Origin of the sequence: Streptomyces sp. SDT5-1 (assembly GCF_052245995.1) — a bacterium.
Taxonomy (GTDB): Bacteria; Actinomycetota; Actinomycetes; order Streptomycetales; family Streptomycetaceae; genus Streptomyces.
Window position 1 is genome coordinate 5,155,433 of the sequence record NZ_CM125963.1, and the last position, 22,163, is coordinate 5,177,595.

18 protein-coding genes are annotated in these 22,163 nt (G+C 71.1%); 15 read left to right on the forward strand and 3 right to left on the reverse strand.

Going from position 1 to position 22,163, the window contains the following annotated elements; genetic code table 11:
• Nucleotides 1–82: 82 nt before the first annotated feature.
• The gene (locus ACTWJ8_RS23930) at nt 83–1,663 is read left to right on the forward strand and encodes an acyl-CoA mutase large subunit family protein (RefSeq protein ID WP_443260235.1); all 1,581 of its coding nucleotides are present in this window, start codon (nt 83–85) and stop codon (nt 1,661–1,663) included.
• Nucleotides 1,664–1,821: 158 nt separating this feature from the next.
• Nucleotides 1,822–2,478, forward strand: coding sequence for a leucine efflux protein LeuE (gene leuE / locus ACTWJ8_RS23935; RefSeq protein ID WP_356374553.1), 657 nt, complete (start codon nt 1,822–1,824; stop codon nt 2,476–2,478).
• Nucleotides 2,479–2,487: 9 nt separating this feature from the next.
• Here the strand turns inward: leuE and ACTWJ8_RS23940 are convergent, their stop codons facing one another.
• From ACTWJ8_RS23940 to ACTWJ8_RS23950, 3 genes are read right to left on the reverse strand one after another with little or no spacing between them, the layout of a single operon-like run.
• Entirely contained in the window at nt 2,488–3,630 is a 1,143-nt protein-coding gene (locus ACTWJ8_RS23940) for an acyltransferase family protein (protein WP_443260236.1), read from the reverse strand.
• A complete protein-coding gene (locus ACTWJ8_RS23945; RefSeq protein WP_443260237.1) occupies nt 3,627–4,964 on the reverse strand; it encodes a polysialyltransferase family glycosyltransferase in 1,338 nt (445 codons plus the stop codon). Before ACTWJ8_RS23945 ends, ACTWJ8_RS23940 begins: the two co-directional genes overlap by 4 nt.
• The gene (locus tag ACTWJ8_RS23950) at nt 4,961–5,938 is read right to left on the reverse strand and encodes a glycosyltransferase family 2 protein (protein WP_443260238.1); all 978 of its coding nucleotides are present in this window, start codon (nt 5,936–5,938) and stop codon (nt 4,961–4,963) included. The genes ACTWJ8_RS23945 and ACTWJ8_RS23950 overlap by 4 nt, the downstream gene beginning before the upstream one ends.
• Before the next feature lie 198 nt (nt 5,939–6,136).
• Between ACTWJ8_RS23950 and ACTWJ8_RS23955 the strand changes: the two genes are divergently transcribed.
• From ACTWJ8_RS23955 to ACTWJ8_RS24015, 13 genes are all read left to right on the forward strand, one after another.
• Nucleotides 6,137–7,438 (forward strand): DUF6716 putative glycosyltransferase, encoded by a 1,302-nt coding sequence (locus ACTWJ8_RS23955; RefSeq protein WP_443260239.1) that lies wholly within the window; start codon nt 6,137–6,139, stop codon nt 7,436–7,438.
• Nucleotides 7,439–7,476: 38 nt separating this feature from the next.
• Nucleotides 7,477–8,757: an N-acylneuraminate cytidylyltransferase gene (locus ACTWJ8_RS23960; protein ID WP_356374546.1), complete on the forward strand. Its 1,281-nt coding sequence runs from the start codon at nt 7,477–7,479 to the stop codon at nt 8,755–8,757.
• A gap of 14 nt (nt 8,758–8,771) precedes the next feature.
• Nucleotides 8,772–9,722, forward strand: a complete 951-nt coding sequence (locus ACTWJ8_RS23965; protein ID WP_356374544.1) for an N-acetylneuraminate synthase family protein — start codon at nt 8,772–8,774, stop codon at nt 9,720–9,722.
• Nucleotides 9,723–9,802: 80 nt separating this feature from the next.
• Nucleotides 9,803–10,831, forward strand: coding sequence for a hypothetical protein (locus tag ACTWJ8_RS23970; protein WP_443260240.1), 1,029 nt, complete (start codon nt 9,803–9,805; stop codon nt 10,829–10,831).
• A gap of 235 nt (nt 10,832–11,066) precedes the next feature.
• Entirely contained in the window at nt 11,067–12,239 is a 1,173-nt protein-coding gene (locus tag ACTWJ8_RS23975; protein ID WP_443260241.1) for a Cmx/CmrA family chloramphenicol efflux MFS transporter, read from the forward strand.
• 138 nt (nt 12,240–12,377) lie between these two features.
• Nucleotides 12,378–13,640 carry an amidohydrolase gene (locus tag ACTWJ8_RS23980; RefSeq protein WP_356374538.1) on the forward strand — a complete coding sequence of 421 codons (1,263 nt, stop codon included), beginning with the start codon at nt 12,378–12,380 and terminating at the stop codon, nt 13,638–13,640.
• Between the two features lie 131 nt (nt 13,641–13,771).
• Complete coding sequence (locus tag ACTWJ8_RS23985) at nt 13,772–14,833, forward strand: BMP family lipoprotein (protein WP_443260242.1); 1,062 nt, start codon at nt 13,772–13,774, stop codon at nt 14,831–14,833.
• 195 nt (nt 14,834–15,028) lie between these two features.
• Nucleotides 15,029–16,084 (forward strand): BMP family lipoprotein, encoded by a 1,056-nt coding sequence (locus ACTWJ8_RS23990; protein WP_443260243.1) that lies wholly within the window; start codon nt 15,029–15,031, stop codon nt 16,082–16,084.
• 153 nt (nt 16,085–16,237) lie between these two features.
• Nucleotides 16,238–17,830 carry an ABC transporter ATP-binding protein gene (locus tag ACTWJ8_RS23995; protein ID WP_356375901.1) on the forward strand — a complete coding sequence of 531 codons (1,593 nt, stop codon included), beginning with the start codon at nt 16,238–16,240 and terminating at the stop codon, nt 17,828–17,830.
• Between the two features lie 5 nt (nt 17,831–17,835).
• Entirely contained in the window at nt 17,836–18,975 is a 1,140-nt protein-coding gene (locus ACTWJ8_RS24000) for an ABC transporter permease (protein ID WP_356375898.1), read from the forward strand.
• Nucleotides 18,972–20,237 (forward strand): ABC transporter permease, encoded by a 1,266-nt coding sequence (locus ACTWJ8_RS24005; RefSeq protein WP_356374532.1) that lies wholly within the window; start codon nt 18,972–18,974, stop codon nt 20,235–20,237. Before ACTWJ8_RS24000 ends, ACTWJ8_RS24005 begins: the two co-directional genes overlap by 4 nt.
• Entirely contained in the window at nt 20,234–20,626 is a 393-nt protein-coding gene (locus tag ACTWJ8_RS24010) for a cytidine deaminase (protein WP_356374530.1), read from the forward strand. The genes ACTWJ8_RS24005 and ACTWJ8_RS24010 overlap by 4 nt, the downstream gene beginning before the upstream one ends.
• Before the next feature lie 178 nt (nt 20,627–20,804).
• Nucleotides 20,805–22,082, forward strand: a complete 1,278-nt coding sequence (locus ACTWJ8_RS24015) for a thymidine phosphorylase (RefSeq protein ID WP_443260244.1) — start codon at nt 20,805–20,807, stop codon at nt 22,080–22,082.
• Nucleotides 22,083–22,163 lie beyond the last annotated feature (81 nt).

Below are 22,163 nucleotides of genomic sequence, written 5' to 3' on the forward strand. Positions count from 1 at the left end.
CCGCACGCCCCCCGCTACAGTCCGTCGCGAGGGTCGCAACTACTGGCAAGTAAGCACACGGCAGATCGCTGGAGGCACAACCATGGCGCGCGAATCCGAGTCCGGACTGCCCATCGAGCCGGTCTACGGCCCGTCGGCTCTGGAGGGCTGGGACCCGGATCGGAAGCTGGGCGAACCGGGCGCGTATCCCTTCACGCGCGGCGTGTACCCGACCATGTACACGGGGCGTCCCTGGACGATGCGCCAGTACGCCGGGTTCGGCACGGCCACCGAGTCCAACGCCCGCTACAAGCAGCTCATCGCGAACGGCACGATGGGCCTGTCCGTCGCCTTCGACCTGCCGACCCAGATGGGCCACGACTCCGACGCCCCGATCGCCTCCGGCGAGGTCGGCAAGGTCGGCGTCGCGATCGACTCCATCGACGACATGCGCGTCCTGTTCGGCGGCATCCCGCTGGAGAAGGTCTCCACGTCGATGACGATCAACGCGCCCGCCGCCCTCCTGCTGCTCCTGTACCAACTCGTCGCCGAGGAGCAGGGCGTGAGCGCCGACAAGCTCACCGGCACGATCCAGAACGACGTGCTGAAGGAGTACATCGCCCGCGGCACGTACATCTTCCCGCCGAAGCCCTCGCTGCGGCTGATCGCGGACATCTTCAAGTACTGCAAGGCCGAGATCCCGAAGTGGAACACCATCTCGATCTCCGGCTACCACATGGCCGAGGCGGGGGCCTCGCCCGCGCAGGAGATCGCGTTCACGCTCGCCGACGGCATCGAGTACGTGCGCACCGCCGTCGCCGCCGGCATGGACGTCGACGACTTCGCGCCGCGCCTGTCGTTCTTCTTCGTCGCCCGTACGACGATCCTGGAGGAGGTCGCCAAGTTCCGCGCGGCCCGGCGGATCTGGGCCCGCGTCATGAAGGAGGAGTTCGGCGCGAAGAACCCCAAGTCGCTGATGCTCCGCTTCCACACCCAGACCGCGGGCGTCCAGCTGACGGCCCAGCAGCCCGAGGTGAACCTCGTGCGCGTCGCCGTGCAGGGCCTCGGCGCGGTCCTCGGCGGAACGCAGTCGCTGCACACGAACTCCTTCGACGAGGCGATCGCGCTTCCCACCGACAAGTCGGCCCGCCTGGCGCTGCGCACGCAGCAGGTCCTCGCGTACGAGACGGACGTGACGGCCACGGTCGACCCGTTCGCCGGTTCGTACGTCGTCGAGAAGATGACCGACGACGTGGAGGCCGCCGCCCTCGAACTGATGGAGAAGGTCGAGGAGTTGGGCGGCGCGGTCAACGCGATCGAGCGCGGCTTCCAGAAGAGCGAGATCGAGCGCTCCGCCTACCGCATCGCGCAGGAGACCGACTCGGGCGAGCGCGTCGTGGTCGGCGTCAACCGCTACCAGCTCGACGAGGAGGAGCCGTACGAGCCGCTCCGCGTCGACCCGGCGATCGAGGCGCAGCAGGCCGAGCGGCTCGCGAAGCTGCGGGCCGAGCGGGACCAGGGGGCGGTCGACGCGGCGCTCGACGCGCTGAAGAAGGCGGCCGAGGGCGAGGACAACGTCCTGTACCCGATGAAGGACGCGCTGCGGGCGCGGGCGACGGTCGGCGAGGTGTGCGACGCGCTCCGCGGCATCTGGGGGGCGTACGTCCCGTCGGACACGTTCTGACGTTTCGCTGTGACGGGGCCGAGCTCTCGGGGCTCTGCCCCGGACCCCGCGCCTCAATCGCCGGCGGGGCTTGTTCTGTCTCGACTTGGGTGCCCCCGGGGTGTCCGGTATGCGGGCCCTCCGGACGGGTCGCCGGAGGGCCGTGCGACACTCCCGGCATGCTGGGTGTCATCGATCTTCCGACCTATCTCGCGGGCCTGGCCCTGATCATCCTTCTGCCGGGGCCGAACTCGCTGTACGTGCTCTCCGTCGGCGCCCGCCGCGGCATACGCACCGGCTACAAGGCGGCCGCCGGCGTGTGGTGCGGCGACACCGTCCTGATGACCCTGTCCGCCGCGGGCGTCGCCTCGCTGCTCCAGGCCAACGCCGTGATCTTCGGCATCGTGAAGTACGCGGGCGCCGGCTATCTGACCTGGCTCGCCGTCGGCATGCTGCGCGCAGCGTGGAGCATGTGGCGCTCCCGCCGCGAGCGGATCGCCGCGGAGAACGGGGTCGCCGACGAGCAGCCCGCGCAGGAGCGGCCGTTCCGCCGGGCGTTCGTGATCAGCCTGCTCAACCCGAAGGCGATCCTGTTCTTCATCGCCTTCTTCGTGCAGTTCGTCGACCCCTCGTACGCCTACCCGGCGCTCTCCTTCGTGGTCCTCGGCGCGTTCGCGCAGGCGGCCAGCGTGCTCTACCTGTCGGCGCTGATCTTCAGCGGCATGAAGCTGTCCGCCGCGTTCCGCCGCCGCAGGCGCCTGTCGGCGGGTGCGACGTCGGCCGCCGGTGTGCTGTTCCTCGGCTTCGCCGTGAAGCTGTCCCTGGCCAGCGCGTAGCGCGGGCCCCTACGTCGCGCGGGGGCGCTGGTTCAGCGCCCTGCGCAGCATGGGTGTCGCCCACTTCTCGACGTAACGGTTCAGCAGCCAGGCGAGCGTCAGCATCAGGGCGACCGTCGCCGCGAACGTGGCCCACGACGGCAGCCCCACGCGCCGGTGCAGGGCCGCGATCGTCACCCAGCCCAGGTGCTCGTGCACCAGGTAGAACGGGTACGTGAGGGCGCCCGCGACGGTCAGCCAGCGCCACTTCGCCCAGCTCGTCCAGCCCACCGCGATCGCCGCCACGGCCGCGAAGCCGAGCGTCACCACCGCGACGATCCCGAACGACGAGCGGTACGAGAAGAACTCCGGGTTCGGCGCGTGCCACGTCCGGTCGACCGCGAAGTGCTGCCCGATCAGCCAGCTCACCGCGACGATGCCCCACGCCGTGACGTCACGGCGGTTGCGGTGCACCAGGTACAGGCCGATGCCGCCGATGAAGAACGGCGCGTACTCCGGCATCAGGACGAGCGTCACGAGCGGCTCGCCGGAGCCCTCCGCGAGCACCGCGGCCAGCGTCCACACCGCGCAGAACAGCACCACCCGGTGCCGGGTCGCGCCCGGCAGCACGACGCACAGCGCGAACAGGGCGTAGAAGCGCAGCTCCGCCCAGAGCGTCCAGCACACGCCGAGCACCCGGTCCACGCCCAGCGGCTGCTGGAGCATCGTCAGGTTCACCAGCGCGTCGCTGGGGGACACCGCCTCGTACACCACCACCGGCAGCGCGAAGACGGCCGTCACCAGGACGATCGCCACCCAGTACGACGGCAGCAGGCGGGCCGCGCGGGAGGCGAAGAAGGAGCGCAGGGGCCGCCCCCAGCCGCTCATGCAGATCACGAAGCCGCTGATCACGAAGAAGACCTGCACCCCGAGGCAGCCGTACGCGAACCAGCCGTGCAGCGAAGGGAACTGCTCCTGCGGCGAGGACCCCCACGCCTGGGAGACCTCGCCGTCCCTGCCGCCGTAGTGGTACGCCGCCACCATCAGCGCCGCGATCAGCCGCAGACCGTCGAGCGCGTACAGGCGCGAAGGGGGCTGCGGGAGCATCGCCTTCGCCTCCCCGCCCGCCTGCGGGGCGGGGAGCGGCGGCAGCGTCGTGCCGGGCGCCGTCATCCGAGGGCCGCCCGCTTCAGGGAGCGGGCCCGCTTCGCGACCCTGCGCACGGTCGGGTTGCGCGGGATGAACGCGAACTGCGCGGGGAGCGCGCCCGGCAGGCCGAGCGAGGTCAGCCTGCGCCGCTTGAAGTAGCGCCAGGTGCGGTCGTCGAGCCGGGTGGCGAGATAGCGCTCGGCGGGGCGGCGAAGGTCCGGGTAGATCTTGGCCTGCATCGCGTAGCCGACCGCCCGCAGCAGCTCGTCGAGGTCGCCGACGGGCAGCGGCTGCTCCTGCGCCTCCACCGCCGTGCGGTCGGCGAGGTCGGGCAGCAGCGCGTCGACGATGGTGACCGGCACCCGGTTGCTGTTCTGGTACGGCGTCAGGCGCTCCAGGAGCGTCGCCGTGCCGATGCGGGCCACCGGGATGCCGTACAGGGCGCTCGCGGTGAGCAGCGCGGTCGAGAAGCAGCCGACGACGAGTACCGGGCGCATCCGCTGGTACAGGACCTCGGCGAGGACCGGCGTCTCCAGGACCGTCAGCTCGACGCCCAGCCGCTCCGCCTCCTTCTCCAGGATCCGCGACCAGCGGGCGGGCGCGGTGGGGTGCGGCTTGAACACGACGTGCCGGTGCCCGAGTTGGGCGGCGCCGCGCATCATCCGGACGTGCAGCTCCTCCTCCTCTTCGGCCGTGAGGATGCCGAGGGCGGAGAGGTACTGGCCGAGCAGCAGCGCCGGTTCGCCGGGCAGGGTCGGCAGTTCGTCGGCGGTGTCGGCGAGTTCGGCGAGCACCTTGAGGAAGACCTCGGTGGGGACGACCTCGGGCTCGACGCCGAACTCCGTGAGCAGCAGCGGCTTCAGGCCCGGCACCAGGTCCAGGTGGAGCAGGCGCCGCACCCGGGTGCCGATCAGCGGGTCGATCTTGTTGCGGGTCGGCCCGTAGCTCATCAGGCCGTCCGCGTACACGTCGACGGGGGCGCCCGCGAAGATCTGCGCGACGGCCATGGCCGGGTTGACCTGGATGGACTCCACGGCCAGCTCGACGTCGTCGTCGCCGAGGCCCCACTCCAGGCGCAAGTACCGTTCCCACAGCGGGATGTCGTCGCCGCGCGGGCCCCAGCCGCCGGGATGGAACGGGAAGATCGCCGCGTTCCACGACAGGACGCCGTCGAACCGGTCGCGCAGCCGCTCGAAGCCCGGCATCTCGTCGACGGACGGGGTGGTCTCGGGCGTGGCCGCGTTGTTGGCGACCAGCAGCAGCGTGCGGTCCGCCGGGGCGAACCGCTCCGCGTCGAGCGCGGCGGCGAGCGTCGCGGCGCCGTACAGGGTCGAGGCCAGCAGGATGCGGGTCGTCATGCCGTGACCTCCGCGCCGACCGGACGGCGGCGGAGCCGGCGAAGGCGCGTCGCCCGCTGGGTGTCCATCGAGTCGAGCGCTTCGTCGAGCACCCGCTGCGGCATGCGCTTGAGCGCGGCCGCGCTGAGCGACTTCAAAGTGCGGGCCACGGCAGGTTCGAACCTTTCGATGGATCCGAGATGGTGGGAAATGATGGCGCAGTACGTGCGCACGGCCTTCGGGAGAAGCAGCTCCGCGTCCCTGTCCTGGGCGGTTTCCCGGACGACCTGGTCAAATGCGCGAATGAAATCGAGCTGCCGTACGTCACCGATCTGAGTGAGCGAGGACGAAACGCCGCGGCGATAGAAAACGCCCAGCGGGGAGACCGCCGCGAAGGATTTCGCCTCGCGGTGCAGCCGCCAGATCCACGGCCGGTCCTCCGCCGTGCGCAGGCCGTCGGTGAAGTGCAGCAGGCCCTGGTCGGCGAGGCGCCGGTGGTACATGCCGGCCCACGCGTACGCGTAGTCGACGGCCGTCGAGCGGTCGGCGGGCAGGATCGCCGCGCGCGGGTCCATCACGGTGTCGCGCAGCCCGTGCGGGAAGCGGTGCACCGAGCGGGCCCGCGCCGTGCACTGGACGTGGTCCGTGCGCACGAAGTCGCAGCCCAACCCCTCCATCGCGGAGAGCAGTTCGCTGTAGTAGCCCGGCGCGAGCCAGTCGTCGCCGTCCAGGAAGGTGAGGTATTCGCCGCGGGCCCTGTCGAGGCCGGTGTTGCGGGCGGTCGCGAGTCCTCCGTTTCGTTCGTGTCTGACCAGGACCGCTCCGGGTAGTTCTCGTTCGGCACGCGCGAGAATGTCCGGAGTCTCGTCCTTCGAGCAGTCGTCGACGAGAATGAATTCGAAGTCGTCGCGTGCGTTCGCTCGCAGACTTCTCAGGGTGTCGGGCGCGTATTGCTGCACGTTGTAGAACGGCACGATGACGGAGAGCTTGACCACGTCGGTGACGTTAGGGCGCGGCCCGGCATTCGTCTTGACCGATGGATTGATGTCAGGTGAACGAAGCATGGCGGGGCCGTGAACCGGCCTTGCCGCAGGCGGTTTCCCGGGCCGATTCGCCATTCGTCGATGTGCTGTTAACCGTTTGTTGCTTTCCGGTTGGGCCGCGGCTCGGAATTGCTTCCTAACTTCTTCGATGTGCCAGTAAGGAACGAAAAGCAGCTCAGGGTCGCCGTGCTCGCGGACTCCGACACCCGGTGGAAATGGGGGTCGCTCACCGCCTCCCGCATCGCCCCCGAAGGGGTCGCCCTCGACGGCTATCTGCTGCGCGGCCGAGCCACCCCGACCCCGCGCCAGCTCCGCGAGATCGGCGTCCGCGCCGACAGCCTGCGCGAGGTCACGGCCGTCGAGTTCCTCCGCGAGATGAAGTCCGCAGCCTACGACGTGGTGCTCCTCGCCCTCGTCGGCGGGGGCGTCCAGGCCGTCCTGCACGGACTCGCCCACGCCTGGCGAGGCGCGGAGCGCAGGCCCGTCGTCGTCACCGGCTACGTCGGCGTCGTCTACGAGAAGCTGGCCGACGGACTGCTCCTGCGGCACGGCGCCGACGTCGTCCTCGCCAACTCGGCCTACGACGCGGACCGCTTCCGCGCCGTGTACGAGGGCGTGGGCGCGGACGCATCCGCCGTGACCGAGTGCGCGCTGCCGTTCCTCGGCGGCGAGCCCTACACCGGCGTACGCGAGCCGTACACGGTCACCTTCGCGGCCCAGCCGTCCGTGCCCGACACCCCGGCCGACCGCGCCTACCTCCTCGACCGCCTCGTCCGGCACGCCGAGCGGCACCCCGACCGCGAGGTCCTGCTCAAGCTCCGCAGCAAGCCGGGCGAGCACACCACGCACATCGAGGAGACGCCCTACCAGAAACTCGCGCAGCGCCGCGAACTCCCGCCCAACCTGCGCCTCGTCTACGGGAACATGGGCGAGGTCCTCGACCGCACCGACCTCCTCGTCACGGTCAGCTCCACCGCCGCCCTCGAGTCGCTGCACCGGCGCATCCCCACCGCGCTCCTCACCGACCTCGGCGTCCGCGAGGCGCTCGGCAACCACCACTTCACCGGCTCCGGCTGCCTCGTCTCCTGGGACCGGCTGGACGAGGGCGCGCTGCCCGAGCCCGACCCCGCGTGGCTGGCCCGGCAGGGCGTCGCCGCCGACGGCACGTACGAGAAGGCCTTCGACGCGGCCCGCGACAGGGTCCACGAGCTGCTCGCCGCCGACCTGCCGCCCCTCGCCCCGTACTACGACCGCACCACCGCCCCCGGCTATCTGCCGCGCATCCTCGCCCGCCACCACCTCGCGCCCGACGGCGGCCCGCTGCCCGGCGCGCCCGCGGCGGACCGCGCGCCGGGGCCGGTGCGGCAGGTCGTGCGCCGGGCGGCCCGGGGCGCCTACCGGCACGGCGTGCAGCGCGTCGCGCCCGTGATCCGGCGGATGGGGGAGCTGTGAGCCCCCGCAACCCCGAACTCCCTGAAGGAGAAGCGCACATGACCGAGCCCGAGCCCGTCCGCCGCGTCCTCGCCGTGATCCCCGCCCGCGGCGGATCCAAGGGCGTACCGGCGAAGAACCTGGCCCCGGTCGGCGGCGTGCCCCTCGTGGCCCGCGCCGTGCGCGAGTGCCTCGCCACCCGGCAGGTCACCGACGTCGTCGTCTCCACCGACGACGCCGCGATCGCCGCCGCCGCGCGGGACGCGGGCGCCGAGGTCGTCATGCGGCCCGCCGCCATCGCCGGCGACAAGTCCAGCTCCGAGACGGCCGTCCTGCACGCCATGGATGCCCACGAGGCGCTGCACGGCTCGGCCGTCGACGTGGTGCTGCTCGTCCAGTGCACCAGCCCCTTCCTCGTACGGGAGGACGTCGACGCCGTCGTCTCCGCGATCCTCGACAAGGGCGCCGACAGCGCGCTGACCGTGGCGCCGTTCCACGGGTTCATCTGGCGACACGAGGACGACGAGCCGCGGCCCGCCGCCGTGCAGCACGCCGCCGCGGAGGCGGGCGGCGTCGCCGTCCTCGCCGACCGGCAGACCGCCACCGGCGGCTACGGCGTCAACCACGACAAGTCGCAGCGACAGATGCGCCAGGACCGCCCCCAGGACCTCCTGGAGACCGGCGCCGTCTACGGCATGGAGACCAGCGGGTTCCGCCGCCACGAGCACCGCTTCTTCGGCCGCACCGAACTCGTGCGCACCGACCCCGCGCGGGTCCTGGAGATCGACGACCCGCACGACCTGGCCCGCGCCCGCGCGCTGGCCCCCCTCTTCGACCAGCAGTCGGCGCTTCCCGCCAAGGAAGACATCGACGCGGTCGTCCTCGACTTCGACGGCACCCAGACCGACGACAGGGTGCTGATCGACTCCGAAGGACGGGAGTTCGTCACCGTGCACCGCGGCGACGGCCTCGGCATCGCGGCCCTCCGCAGGAGCGGCCTCGACCTGCTGATCCTGTCCACGGAGGTGAACCCGGTCGTCGCCGCACGGGCCAGGAAGCTCAAGATCCCGGTCCTGCACGGCATCGACCGCAAGGACCTCGCACTCAAGCAGTGGTGCGAGGAGCAGGGCATCGCGCCCGAGCGCGTGCTCTACGTCGGCAACGACGTCAACGACCTCCCGTGCTTCGCCCTCGCCGGCTGGCCCGTGGCGGTCGCGAACGCCCACGACGTCGTGCGCGGCGCCGCACGCGCCGTCACCACCACACCCGGAGGCGAAGGCGCGATCCGAGAGATCGCCAGCTGGATCCTCGGCCCTTCTCTCGACTCCCTCGACAAGTAAGGAACGCACGAATCATGACTGCTCAGAATGGCTCCAACTCCCGTATCCGCACCTTCGGTTCGCGCGAGGCGGGCCCCGGCCGCCCCGTCTACATCACCGGCGAGATCGGCATCAACCACAACGGTGACCTGGAGAACGCGTTCCGCCTGATCGACGTCGCCGCCGACGCCGGCTGCGACGCCGTCAAGTTCCAGAAGCGCACCCCGGAGATCTGCACGCCCCGCGACCAGTGGGACATCGAGCGTGACACCCCCTGGGGCCGCATGACGTACATCGACTACCGGCACCGCGTCGAGTTCGGCGAGGACGAGTACCGGGCCATCGACGAGTACTGCAAGAAGCGCGGCATCGACTGGTTCGCCTCCCCGTGGGACACCGAGGCCGTCGCCTTCCTGGAGAAGTTCGACGTCCCCGCCCACAAGGTGGCCTCCGCCTCCCTCACCGACGACGAGCTGCTCCGCGCCCTGCGCGCCACCGGCCGCACCGTCATCCTCTCCACCGGCATGTCGACGCCGAAGCAGATCCGGCACGCCGTCGAGGTCCTCGGCTCCGACAACATCCTGATGTGCCACGCCACGTCGACGTACCCGGCGCAGGCCGAGGAGCTGAACCTGCGGGTCATCAACACCCTCCAGCAGGAGTACCCGAACGTCCCGATCGGCTACTCCGGTCACGAGACGGGCCTGCAGACCACGCTCGCCGCCGTCGCCCTCGGCGCCACCTTCGTCGAGCGCCACATCACCCTCGACCGCGCCATGTGGGGCTCCGACCAGGCCGCCTCCGTGGAGCCGCAGGGCCTCCAGCGCCTGGTGCGCGACATCCGCACCATCGAGGAGTCCCTCGGTGACGGCGTCAAGAAGGTCTACGAGTCCGAGCTCGGCCCGATGAAGAAGCTGCGCCGCGTGCCGGGCGTCGTCGCGGAGGCGGAGATCGCCGTCGCCGCCGGTGAGCCGGTGGGCGTCTGACGGTCAACGGATCGAACCGAGGGCGGCCGGGCGCGGTGGAGACCGCGCCCGGCCGCCCCGGCGCCCCTGGGAGGGCCGCAATGTCCGGCAGCAGCACGCTGTGCTTCGTCGAGAGCCCGGTACAGCTCCTCAACGTCCTGGAATGGGCGCACGTGCGACAGGTCACCGCGACCGTCGTGGTGCTCTCGCCCACCGATCCGATGACCCGCGGCCAGCTGCGCCGGATGGCCGAACTCGCCCGCACCGAAGGGCACACGGTGCGCTGGGAGGAGGCCCGCGGCGGCGTCGGCGCGCCCTTCCAGACCATCGGCGGGCTCGCCCCCTCGCTGCGCAGGGCCGACCGGATCGTCCTCGGCGACCCGTTCTCCCGGTACGTGCAACTGCTGCTCACGATCACGCGCGCCGACGAACTCGTCGTCGTCGACGACGGCACCGCCACCATGGAGTTCGTCGCCCAACTCGTGCGCGGCGAACGGCTCGTGCGCTGGCACAGACGCGGCGGCAGACCGGGCCCGCGCGACCTCGTCCTCGGCCCCGTCGCCGCCGCCGCGCGGCGCAGGCTCACCGCGCACGCCCGCCGCGACTCGGTGTCCGTGTTCACGTCGATGCCGGTCGACGAGGCGCCCGAAGGCGTCACCGTCACCTCGAACGACTACTCCTGGACCCGCGCCCGCTTCGGACCGCCCCGCATCACGCGCGGCGCTGACATGGTCGGCACGTCCCTCGTCGAGACCGGGGTCGTCGACCTCGACCGCTATGTGGAGGCCGTCCGCGCGCTCGCCCGCGCGCACGGCGCCACCCGCTACTTCGCGCACCGCCGCGAGAGCGCCGACAAGCTGCACCGGCTCGCCGCCGAGACCGGCCTGGAGATCGTCCGCCCCGACCTCCCCCTGGAACTGATCGCCCGCCGCGGCCCCATAGGCCGTACGATCCTCAGCTTCCCGTCGACCGTCGTCCACACCCTCCCCATCGCCCTCGAGGGCACCGGCGTCAGGATCGCCGTCTGCGAGATCGACCCCGCATGGCTCACCCAGGGCGTCTCCGACCACGCCCAGGGTTTCCTGGCGGACATCTCCGGCACGGCGAGGGGCGCGGTCCGGACGGTGTGAACCCGGGCGCCGGAAACTCGCTGGCCCAGGACCCCGCGCAGGCCGTACGCTCGCGTCCGTGAGCAGCCCCGAGTCCGACAGAGTGGGGCCGCCGGCGGTCGTCCGGTGGCCATTCCCCGCATGGTGTTGAGGCCCGTCTGCAGCGGACCCGGCCTCCGCCGCCGCATGCCGTAGCCACCGCACGCTCCGCCGGAACCGTGACCACATCTCCCTCTCCACGGTCCCGGAGTCCGTCGTGCCATTCGCTCTCCACCTGCTCGCCCTCGCCGTCTTCGCGCAGGGCACCTCCGAGTTCATGCTGTCGGGGCTCGGCCCCGCCATCGCCCACGACCTGGGCGTCACCATCCCCGCCGCCGGCCGGCTGACCTCGGCGTTCGCCATCGGCATGGTCGTCGGGGCGCCGCTCGTCGCCGTCCTCGCCGTGCGGTGGCCGCGCCGCCCCGCCCTCTTCGGCTTCCTCGCCGTCTTCGCGCTCGTCCACGTCGTCGGCGCGCTGACCGACAGCTTCCCGGTGCTGCTCGCCACCCGGGTCGTCGCCGCGCTCGCCAACGCCGGGTTCCTCGCCGTCGCCCTCGCCACGGCCGCGGCCATGGTCGCGCCCGACGCCAAGGGCCGCGCCACGTCGATCCTGCTCGGCGGCACCACCCTGGCCTGCGTCGCGGGCGTGCCCGGCGGGGCGCTGCTGGGCGCGCTGCTCGGCTGGCGTTCCGCGTTCTGGGCCGTCGCCCTGATCTGCGTACCGGCGCTGATCGCGGTGCTCAGGTCGGTGCCGGCCGAACCCGCGGCGGGCGTCCGCCGCGACCTGCGGGCCGAGCTGCGGGCCCTGCGCGGACCGCGGCTGCGCACGGTGCTGCTGCTCGGCGCGCTGGTCAACGCCGCCACGTTCTGCACGTTCACGTATCTCGCGCCCGTCGCCACCGAGGTCACCGGCATCGGCACGGCGTGGGTGCCGGCGCTGCTCGCTCTGTTCGGCCTCGGCTCGTTCGCCGGGGTCACCGCGGCGGGCCGGTTCTCGGACGCGCGTCCGGCGCGGGTACTGGTGGCCGGGGGCGGCGCTCTGCTGCTCGGCTGGGTCCTGCTCGTCCTCCTCGCGGGCAGCGTCCCCGCGACCCTCGCCCTCGCCTTCGTCCAGGGCGCCCTGTCCTTCGCGGTCGGCTCCACGCTGATCGCCCGCGCCCTCTACGCGGCGTTCGGCGCGCCCACCCTCGCGGGCGGCCTCGCCACGGCCGCCCTCAATGTCGGCGCGGCCCTCGGCCCCTGGCTCGGCGGCCTCGCGCTCTCCTCCGGGCTCGGCTACCGGGCCGTACCGGCGGTCAGCGCGTTGCTCGTGGCGCTCGCGGTCGTTGTGACGTGTGTCGCACGACCGGTACGGGGGCGGGGTACCGAAGAGGCCGCCGTGGCGGGCTGAGGCGCAGGTCGAAAAGAGTCTTCATACCCTCCCTGCGCGATCCACATGCGCACGGCGGCCATATTTCTTACCCCAATACGACTGAACTTTTGTTGATCGGAGGTTAGTTGGCCCCTGCATCGCCCTACCCTTCAGAGGGTGAACGAGTTGAAGTCCCGAGAGTCAGAGGCCGACAAGCCCGGGGAAGCCGTGCCGGGCACCGCACTGCCCGGTGCGCTGCCCGAGGCGCTCCGCGCCGAGCTCGTCGCGTTCCGGCGCGACATGCACATGCACCCGGAGCTGGGCAACCAGGAGTTCCGTACCACCGCGGCGCTCAAGACCCGCCTCGAGCAGGCGGGGCTCGCGCCGCGCGTGCTCGGCATGGGGACCGGCCTCGTCTGTGACATCGGCACCGAGGACGGCGCGTGGCGCGGCGGGCGCGGCATGCTCGCGCTGCGCGCCGACATCGACGCGCTGCCGATCCCGGACACGAAGGCGGACTGCGCGTACCGGTCGACCGTTCCGGACCGGGCGCACGCGTGCGGGCACGACGTGCACACGACGGTCGTCCTCGGCGCCGGCCTCGTCCTCGCCGCCCTGCACCGCGAGGGGCGCCTTCCGCATCCCGTACGGCTGCTCTTCCAGCCGGCGGAGGAGGTGCTGCCCGGCGGCGCGCCCGACGCGATCGAGTGCGGGGTCCTCGACGGCGTACGCAGGGTCATCGGCGTGCACTGCGACCCGAAGGTCGACGCGGGCCGCATCGGCATCCGCCCCGGCCCCATCACCTCGGCGTGCGACCGCCTGGAGGTCACGCTCGACGGCCCCGGCGGTCACACCGCGCGCCCGCACCTGACGACCGACCTGGTCACGGCCGCGGCGAAGGTCGCCACGGAGGTCCCGGCGCTCGTCGCCCGCCGCGTCGACGCCCGTTCGGGGCTCGCCGTCACCTGGGGCCGGCTCGAGACGGGGCACGCGTGCAACGTGATCCCGCAGCACGCGGAACTGTCCGGCACGGTCCGCTGCCTCGACCTGGACGCGTGGCGGCAGGCGCCCGACCTGGTGCACGGCGCCATCCAGGAGATCGCCGAGCTGTACCGCGCGAAGCCGGTGGTCGACTACATCCGCGGCGTCCCCCCGGTCGTCAACGACCCGGCGGTCACGGACCTCCTGCGGGACGCCATGACCGCCCGCAGGGGCGCGGACTCCGTCGAGGACACCCAGCAGAGCCTCGGCGGCGAGGACTTCTCCTGGTACCTGGAGCACGTCCCCGGCGCGATGGCCCGCCTGGGCGTGAAGCCGCCGGGCGAGCGGGGCGCCCGCGACCTCCACCAGGGCGACTTCGACGTCGACGAGTCCGCGATCACGGTCGGCGTCGAACTCTTCACGGCCGCCGCCCTCCTGGACGCCGCGGCCGACGGTTAACCGCGACGTAACGGGCCAGCGGCACAAATCGATAACGGCGCCGTCCAACCCCCTGACCCGCCACGCTACGCGCGTTACGCTCCGCCGAACTCAGCGCCCCACACGGCGTGTTGACGAAGGAGCACCTCACCATGGGTCCATCTCGTACGTCCCGGCTCACGCAGATGTCCGTCGCCGTCGCCGGCCTCGCCCTCGCCGCCACCGCCTGTGGCGGCACCAGCGCCGACAAGGCGAGCGACGACGCCAAGGACAAGAACCTCGGCCTCGCCATCTCCTACGACGTCGGTGGCCGCGGCGACCAGTCCTTCAACGACGCCGCGTACGAGGGCATGGTCAAGGCCGACAAGGAGTTCGGCTACAAGAGCGACGACCAGGAGCCCAGCGACGGCGAGAGCGACGCCGACAAGATCGCCCGGCTGAGCTCGCTCGCCAAGAAGGGATACAACCCGGTGATCGGCGTCGGCTTCGCGTACGCCCCCGCCGTGAAGGCCGCCGCCGCGAAGTACCCGAAGACGACCTTCGGCATCATCGACGACTCCACGATCCAGGCGAAGAACGTCGCGGACCTCGTCTTCAGCGAGGAGCAGGGCTCGTACCTCGCCGGTGTCGCCGCCGCGAAGGCCACGAAGAGCAAGACGGTCGGCTACGTCGGCGGCGTCGACGTACCGCTCATCCACAAGTTCGAGGCCGGCTTCGTGCAGGGCGTGAAGGACACCGACCCGAAGGTGAAGGTGCTGACCCAGTACCTGACGGAGACCGCCCAGGAAGGTGGCTTCTCCAGCCCCGACAAGGGCAAGACGGCCGCCGCCGCCCAGTTGGAGAAGGGCGCCGACGTGATCTACCACGCGGCAGGACTGTCCGGGCAGGGCGTGATCGAGGCCGCCGCCGCGAAGAAGAAGTTCGCGATCGGCGTCGACTCGGACCAGTACCAGCAGAAGCCCCTGGCGAAGTACAAGGACTACATCCTGACGTCGGCGACGAAGGACGTCGGCCGCGCCGTCTACGAACTCGCCAAGTCCGTGCACGACAAGAAGCCGCTGTCCGGTGTGACCCGGTTCGACCTGAAGGCGGGCGGCGTCGGCATCACCGACACCAACCCCAAGTACAAGGAGATCCCCGGCCTGGCCGAGGCGGTCGACAAGGCCAAGCAGGACATCATCGACGGCAAGGTCGAGGTGGCGACCAAGCCGTAAGGCACCCGCGCCCCGCACACCCGAAGCGCCCCGGCCTCCACGAGGAGGCCGGGGCGCTTTGCAGTACGGACCGATAACGGTCTTCTTGAGGGGGTTCAACGCGCGTTCTACGCGCGTTAATCTGCGGCGAAGCCAGCGCCGTCCGGTCCGTCGTCGGTGCTCGTACGTACCTCTGTACCTCTAGGAGCTCATTCCATGCGTCGGGTTTCCCGCATCGCGCTCGCAGGCACTGCGACCGTCGCCATCGCCGCCTCCCTCACCGCCTGCGGCGGCACCTCGAGCGAGGCCGCCAAGGACAAGAACGGTGGCAAGTCCACGGGCATCGCCATCTCCTACGACGTCGGTGGCCGCGGCGACCAGTCGTTCAACGACGCCGCCTACGCGGGCATGGTCAAGGCCAAGAAGGAGTTCGGCTACAAGGGCGAGGACCAGGAGCCGACCGACGGCGAGACCGACGCGGACAAGACCGCGCGCCTGGTCTCCCTCGCCAAGGCCGGCTACAACCCGGTGATCGGCATCGGCTACGCGTACGCGCCCGCCGTGAAGGCCGCCGCCAAGAAGTACCCGAACACCACCTTCGGCATCGTCGACGACGCCACGGTCCAGGCGAAGAACGTCGCGGACCTCGTCTTCAGCGAGCAGGAGGCCTCCTACCTCGCCGGCGTCGCCGCCGCGAAGGCCACCAAGACCGACACCGTCGGCTTCATCGGCGGCGTCGACGTACCGCTGATCCACAAGTTCGAGGCCGGCTTCACGCAGGGCGTCAAGGACACCGACCCCAAGGTCAAGGTCGTCAAGCAGTACCTGACCGAGACCGCCGACGAGGGCGGCTTCTCCAGCCCCGACAAGGGCAAGACCGCCGCGTCCGCACAGATCGAGAAGGGCGCCGACGTCGTCTACCACGCCGCCGGTCTCTCCGGTCAGGGCGTGATCCAGGCCGCCGCCGCGAAGAAGGTCTGGGCGATCGGTGTCGACTCCGACCAGTACCAGCAGAAGGCCCTCGCCAAGTACAAGGACAGCATCCTGACGTCGGCCACGAAGAACGTGTCGGAGGCCGTGTACAACCTCGCCAAGTCGGTCCAGGATGGCAAGCCCGAGACGGGCATCGTCACCGGCGACCTGAAGTCGGGGGAGGTCGGCCTCGCGGACTCGAACCCGAAGTTCTCCGGCGACGAGGAGATCCAGAAGGCGCTGAAGACCGCGAAGTCGGGCATCACCAGCGGCAAGATCAAGGTTCAGAGCAAGCCGTAACCACGCGGACATGAGTGCGCAGCGGGGTGCGGGGAGCCTGGTGCTCGCGGGGGAGTTCCGTGGGCACCGGGGCTTCCACCGCGCCCCGTTCGCAGCCGTAGGGGCTCCAGCGCAGTGAACGGCGCCCGGCCCCCTTCTCCAGGAGAGTGCGCCATCAACGCGTCCCAGAGCCCACCGGCCGTAGAACTGGCCGGCATCACCAAACGCTTCCCCGGCGTCGTCGCCAACCACGACATCCACCTCACCGTCCACAAGGGCACCGTGCACGCCCTCGTCGGTGAGAACGGTGCGGGCAAGTCGACGCTGATGAAGATCCTCTACGGCATGCAGAAGCCGGACGAGGGCACGATCGCCATCGACGGGGCCACCGTCTCGTACTCCTCGCCCGCCGACGCCATCGCGCGCGGCATCGGCATGGTGCACCAGCACTTCATGCTCGCCGACAACCTCACGGTCCTCGAGAACGTGGTGCTCGGCAGCGAGAAGCTGTACGGGATCGGGGCGCGGGCCCGCCGCAAGATCGTCGAGATATCCGAGCGGTACCACCTGAACGTCAGGCCCGACGTGCGCGTCGAGGACCTGGGCGTCGCCGACCGACAGCGCGTGGAGATCCTCAAGGTCCTCTACCGGGGCGCCACCACGCTGATCCTCGACGAGCCGACCGCCGTGCTCGTGCCGCAGGAGGTCGACGCGCTCTTCGACAACCTGCGCGAGCTCAAGGCCGAGGGCCTGTCCGTCATCTTCATCTCGCACAAGCTCGGCGAAGTCCTGTCCGTCGCCGACGAGATCACCGTCATCCGGCGCGGCACCACGGTCGGCACCGCCGTCCCCGCCGAGACCACGCCGAAGCAGCTCGCCGAGCTGATGGTCGGCTCCGAACTGCCGACCCCCGAGACCGCCGAGTCGACGGTCACGGACCGCGCCGTGCTCACCGTCGAGGGCCTGCGGCTCGACGCCGAGGGCGGCCGCCCGCTGCTCGACGACATCTCGTTCACCATCCACGCCGGTGAGGTCCTCGGCCTCGCGGGCGTCGAGGGCAACGGGCAGACCGAGCTGATCGACGCCCTGATCGGCCTCAAGCACGCCGACTCGGGCCACATCTCGCTGGCCGGCGATTCGGGGCCGGAGGAGATCACCTCCTGGGCCACCCGCAAGCGCCGCGAGCGGGGCATCGGTTACATCCCCGAGGACCGTCACCGGCACGGCCTGCTGCTCGAATCGCCGCTGTGGGAGAACCGGATCCTCGGCCACGTCACCGAGAAGCCGAACGCGCGCGGCGTGCTGATCGACATCAAGGCCGCGCAGGCCGACACCCGCCGCATCGTCGAGGAGTACGACGTCCGCACCCCCGGCATCGACGTCACCGCGGCGTCGCTGTCCGGCGGCAACCAGCAGAAGCTCATCGTGGGCCGCGAGATGAGCCACAAGCCGCGCTTCCTCATCGCCGCGCACCCCACGCGCGGTGTGGACGTCGGCGCGCAGGCCCAGATCTGGGACCAGATCCGCGAGGCGCGCCGAGAGGGCCTCGCGGTCCTGCTGATCTCGGCCGACCTGGACGAGCTGATCGGCCTCTCCGACACCCTGCGCGTGATGTACCGGGGGCGGCTCGTCGCCGACGCCGACCCGGCGACCATCACGCCGGAGGAGCTGGGTTCGGCCATGACGGGCGCGGCCTCCGGCCACCTCGAACACGTAGAAGAAGGCGCCGAGATCCCGGCCGCCCGGCAGCCGGAGGACGAGTCCTGATGGCCATGACCTCGACGAAGAAGTTCGACAAGGAGCGGCTGCTCCTGGGCGTGGCGGGACCCGTCATCGCCCTCGTCACCGCCGTCGTGCTCACCTCGGTGGTGCTGCTCGCCTCGGGCAAGTCGCCGATCGAGCCGTACAGCATCATGTTCGAGCAGGCGACGTTCTCGGACGTGCAGGTCCTGATCATCAATCAGGCCGGCATGTACTACCTCGCCGCGCTCGCGGTCGCCATCGGCTTCCGCATGAACCTCTTCAACATCGGTGTGGACGGCCAGTACCGGCTCGCCGCCGTGGTCGCCGCGATCGTCGGCGCGAAGGTGGCGCTGCCCGGCTTCGTCCAGGTGCCGATGCTGATCCTCGTCGCGATGCTCACCGGCGCCATGTGGGCGGGCATCGCGGGCCTGTTGAAGGTGACGCGCGGCGTCAGCGAGGTCGTCGCGACGATCATGCTGAACTCGATCGCGTCCAGCGTCATCGGCTACCTCTACCTGCCGAGCGTCTTCGGCGTGCAGGTCGGCAACAACAAGACGACCGGCGTGATGCACGAGTCCGGCTGGTTCCCCGGCATCAACATGGGGGCGGCGGGCGAGATCTACGGCTTCGTGGTGATCGCCGCGCTGCTCGGCGTCGCCTACTGGTTCGTCCTCAACCGCACCCGCTTCGGCTTCGACCTGCGCGCCACGGGCGCCTCCGAGTCGGCCGCCGCGGCCTCCGGCGTCGACGCCAAGCGCATGGTGCTGACCGCGATGCTGGTGTCGGGCGCGCTCGCGGGCCTCGCGGGTCTGCCGCTGCTGCTCGGCGACACCCACACGTACTCGCTGACCTTCCCGACGACGATCGGCTTCCAGGGCATCACGATCGCCCTGCTCGGCCGGAACTCGCCCGTCGGCATCGCCTTCGCCGCGCTCCTCATCTCCTGGCTGGAGAAGGCCTCGCAGGAGCTCGACCTGCAGGGCTACGACAAGGAGATCGCGGTCATCATGCAGGGCATCATCACGATCGCCGTGGTGGTCTCCTACGAGGCCGTGCGCGTCTGGGGCCAGCGCCGCCAGCAGCGCAGGGTCGGCATCGAACTCGCGGTCGCCGCGGCCTCGGGCAACGACAACAGCAACGACACGGAGAAGGAGGTGGCTGCCCGATGAGCACGGTCCTCGTCGACAAGAAGGCCGCGTCGCAGCCCGCACCCGGCGGCCGCCGCAAGCTCTCACTGCCGGTCCTGATGCTCGCCATCGCGGGCGTCCTCATCCTGACCTCCGTGGTCCGCCTGATCACGGACGCCGACGGCATCACGAACGTCAGCCAGATGGCGACCGCCCTCCAACTCGCCGTGCCCATCGGCCTCGCGGGCCTCGGCGGCCTGTGGTCCGAGCGGGCGGGCGTCGTCAACATCGGCCTCGAGGGCATGCTGATCCTCGGCACCTGGTTCGGTGCCTGGGCCGGCTACCAGTGGGGTCCGTGGGTCGGCGTGTGCGCCGGCATCGTCGGCGGTGCGCTCGGCGGACTGCTGCACGCGGTCGTCACCGTCACCTTCAACGTGAACCACATCGTGTCCGGCGTGGCCATCAACATCCTCGCGCTCGGCGCCACCCGCTACCTCTCCAACTTCACGTTCGAGGGCGTCGAGGGCGGCACCACCAAGCAGTCCCCGCCGGTCGAATCGCTCGGCACGTTCACCGTCCCCGGCCTCTCCGACTGGCTGACGACGCTGAACGAGAAGCACTGGTTCCTGGTCTCCGACATCGCGGGCCTGCTCGGCGGCCTGGTCACCGACCTGTCGCCGCTCACCGTCGTCGCGGTCGCGCTGATCCCGGTCACCTGGTGGGTGCTGTGGCGCACCCCGTTCGGCCTGCGCCTGCGGTCCTGCGGCGAGAACCCCGTCGCGGCCGAGTCCCTCGGCGTCAACGTCCTCAAGTACAAGTACCTGGCGGTCGTCATCTCCGGCGGCCTCGCGGGCCTCGGCGGCGCGTTCCTCTCCATCGTCGCGAACCCCTTCTACCTGGAGGGGCAGACGGCCGGGAAGGGCTACATCGGCCTCGCCGCGATGATCTTCGGCAACTGGATGCCGGGCGGACTCGCCCTCGGCGCGGGCCTGTTCGGCTACACCGACAGCCTCCGCCTGCGCGGCGGCACGGAGAACGTGCACGCGCTGCTCCTCCTGGTGGCGATGCTCCTGGTCATCGCCGCGATCTGGACGCTGGTCAAGAAGAAGTACGTCGCCGGTGTCGTCTGCGCCGTGGCCGCAGCCGGTGCGGCAATCTGGTACGCGACCACCGACGATGTGCCGCAGCAGCTCGTGACCGCTGTCCCGTACATCGCCACGCTGCTGGTCCTCTCCTTCTCGGCGCAGCGCCTGCGGATGCCGAGGGCGAACGGCCAGCCGTACCGGAAGGGCCAGGGTTCGTGACGACGACGGTCGACTGGGAGGCCCTGCGGCGGGCCGCGCGCGACGCGATGGAGCGCGCCTACGCCCCGTACTCCGGCTTCCCGGTCGGCGCCGCCGCCCTCGTCGACGACGGCCGCACGATCACCGGCTGCAACGTCGAGAACGCCTCGTACGGGCTCGGCCTGTGCGCCGAGTGCGGGCTCGTGTCGACGCTGGTGGCCACGGGCGGCGGCCGGCTCACCCACTTCACGTGCGTGGACGGCAAGGGCGACCTGCTGATGCCGTGCGGCCGCTGCCGCCAGCTGCTCTACGAGTTCGGGGGCAGGGAGCTGCTCCTGGAGACGGGAGCGGGGGTGCGGACGCTGGGGGAGATGCTGCCGGAGGCGTTCGGACCCGAGCACCTGAGCTGAACCACAGGGGCCCGCGCGTGTGGAGGTCACACGCGCGGGCCCTTCGGTGTCTTCACGACGGGGTGCCTCGACAGCCACGACGGGCTTCACGCGAGACGTCTATGCGCGTAGAGTCGCGGCCGTGCCGTGGAGCGTGACGGGGCACGTCACGCTGTGCTGAACCGTTGGAGGATTTGCCATGGACGTCATCTCCGTCATCCGTACCAAGCGCGACCGCGGGCGGCTCTCCGACGCGCAGATCGACTGGGTCGTCGACGCGTACACCCGCGGTGACGTCGCCGACGAGCAGATGTCCGCGCTGGCCATGGCGATCTTCCTGAACGGGATGGACCGCGCGGAGATCGCCCGCTGGACCGCCGCGATGATCGCCTCCGGCGAGCGCATGGACTTCTCCGCCCTGTCCCGGCCGACCGCCGACAAGCACTCCACCGGCGGCGTCGGCGACAAGATCACGCTGCCGCTGGCCCCGCTCGTCGCGGCCTGCGGCGCGGCCGTCCCGCAGCTGTCGGGGCGCGGCCTCGGCCACACCGGCGGCACGCTCGACAAGCTGGAGGCGATCCCCGGCTGGCGCGCGAACCTCGGCAACGACGAGATGATGCGCACCCTCGAGGACGTCGGCGCGGTCGTCTGCGCCCCGGGCAGCGGCCTCGCCCCCGCCGACAAGAAGCTCTACGCGCTGCGCGACGTCACGGCCACGGTCGAGTGCATCCCGCTGATCGCGTCCTCGATCATGTCGAAGAAGATCGCGGAGGGTACGGGCTCGCTCGTCCTGGACGTCAAGGTCGGTTCCGGGGCCTTCATGAAAGACCTGGACGCGGCCCGCGAACTCGCCCGCACGATGGTCGGGTTGGGCACGGACCACGCCCTGCCGACGGTCGCCCTGCTGACGGACATGAACACCCCGCTCGGCCTCACGGCGGGCAACGCGCTCGAAGTCCGGGAGTCCGTCGAGGTGTTGGCGGGCGGCGGCCCCGACGACGTCGTGGAGCTGACCCTCGCGCTCGCCCGCGAGATGCTCGACGCGGCGGGCCTCAGGGACGCCGACCCGGCGAAGGCGCTCGCCGACGGCTCGGCGATGGACGCCTGGCGGCGGATGATCGCGGCGCAGGGCGGCGACCCGGACGCGGCGCTGCCCACGGCCCGCGAGACGCACGTGGTGACGGCGCCCGAGTCCGGCGTCCTCACCCGGCTCGACGCGATGGACGTGGGCCTCGCCGCATGGCGCCTCGGCGCGGGCCGCTCCCGCAAGGAGGACCCGGTGCAGGCGGCGGCCGGCGTCGAACTCCACGCCAAGCCCGGCGACTCGGTCTTCGCGGGCCAGACCCTGATGACCCTCCACACGGACACCCCCGACCGCCTCCCGTACGCCCTCGAATCCCTCACCGACGCATACGACATCGCCCCCGCGGGAACGGACTTCACGCCGCGCCCGATTCTGCTGGAACGTATCGCCTGACCTGCGGTTTTCTCCTTCGGGTGAACGGGATCGGTGGACCTCCACCGGTCCCGTTCGGCATGCTGTACTCGGTGACGCACT

What these genes read in the sequence shown, in the direction of transcription:
- ACTWJ8_RS23930 (WP_443260235.1), top strand. Translation starts at nt 83, where the DNA reads ATGGCGCGCGAATCCGAGTCCGGACTGCCCATCGAGCCGGTCTACGGC.
- leuE (WP_356374553.1), top strand. Translation starts at nt 1,822, where the DNA reads ATGCTGGGTGTCATCGATCTTCCGACCTATCTCGCGGGCCTGGCCCTG.
- ACTWJ8_RS23940 (WP_443260236.1), bottom strand. Translation starts at nt 3,630, where the DNA reads ATGACGGCGCCCGGCACGACGCTGCCGCCGCTCCCCGCCCCGCAGGCG.
- ACTWJ8_RS23945 (WP_443260237.1), bottom strand. Translation starts at nt 4,964, where the DNA reads ATGACGACCCGCATCCTGCTGGCCTCGACCCTGTACGGCGCCGCGACG.
- ACTWJ8_RS23960 (WP_356374546.1), top strand. Translation starts at nt 7,477, where the DNA reads ATGACCGAGCCCGAGCCCGTCCGCCGCGTCCTCGCCGTGATCCCCGCC.
- ACTWJ8_RS23965 (WP_356374544.1), top strand. Translation starts at nt 8,772, where the DNA reads ATGACTGCTCAGAATGGCTCCAACTCCCGTATCCGCACCTTCGGTTCG.
- ACTWJ8_RS23970 (WP_443260240.1), top strand. Translation starts at nt 9,803, where the DNA reads ATGTCCGGCAGCAGCACGCTGTGCTTCGTCGAGAGCCCGGTACAGCTC.
- ACTWJ8_RS23985 (WP_443260242.1), top strand. Translation starts at nt 13,772, where the DNA reads ATGGGTCCATCTCGTACGTCCCGGCTCACGCAGATGTCCGTCGCCGTC.
- ACTWJ8_RS23990 (WP_443260243.1), top strand. Translation starts at nt 15,029, where the DNA reads ATGCGTCGGGTTTCCCGCATCGCGCTCGCAGGCACTGCGACCGTCGCC.
- ACTWJ8_RS24000 (WP_356375898.1), top strand. Translation starts at nt 17,836, where the DNA reads ATGACCTCGACGAAGAAGTTCGACAAGGAGCGGCTGCTCCTGGGCGTG.
- ACTWJ8_RS24005 (WP_356374532.1), top strand. Translation starts at nt 18,972, where the DNA reads ATGAGCACGGTCCTCGTCGACAAGAAGGCCGCGTCGCAGCCCGCACCC.
- ACTWJ8_RS24015 (WP_443260244.1), top strand. Translation starts at nt 20,805, where the DNA reads ATGGACGTCATCTCCGTCATCCGTACCAAGCGCGACCGCGGGCGGCTC.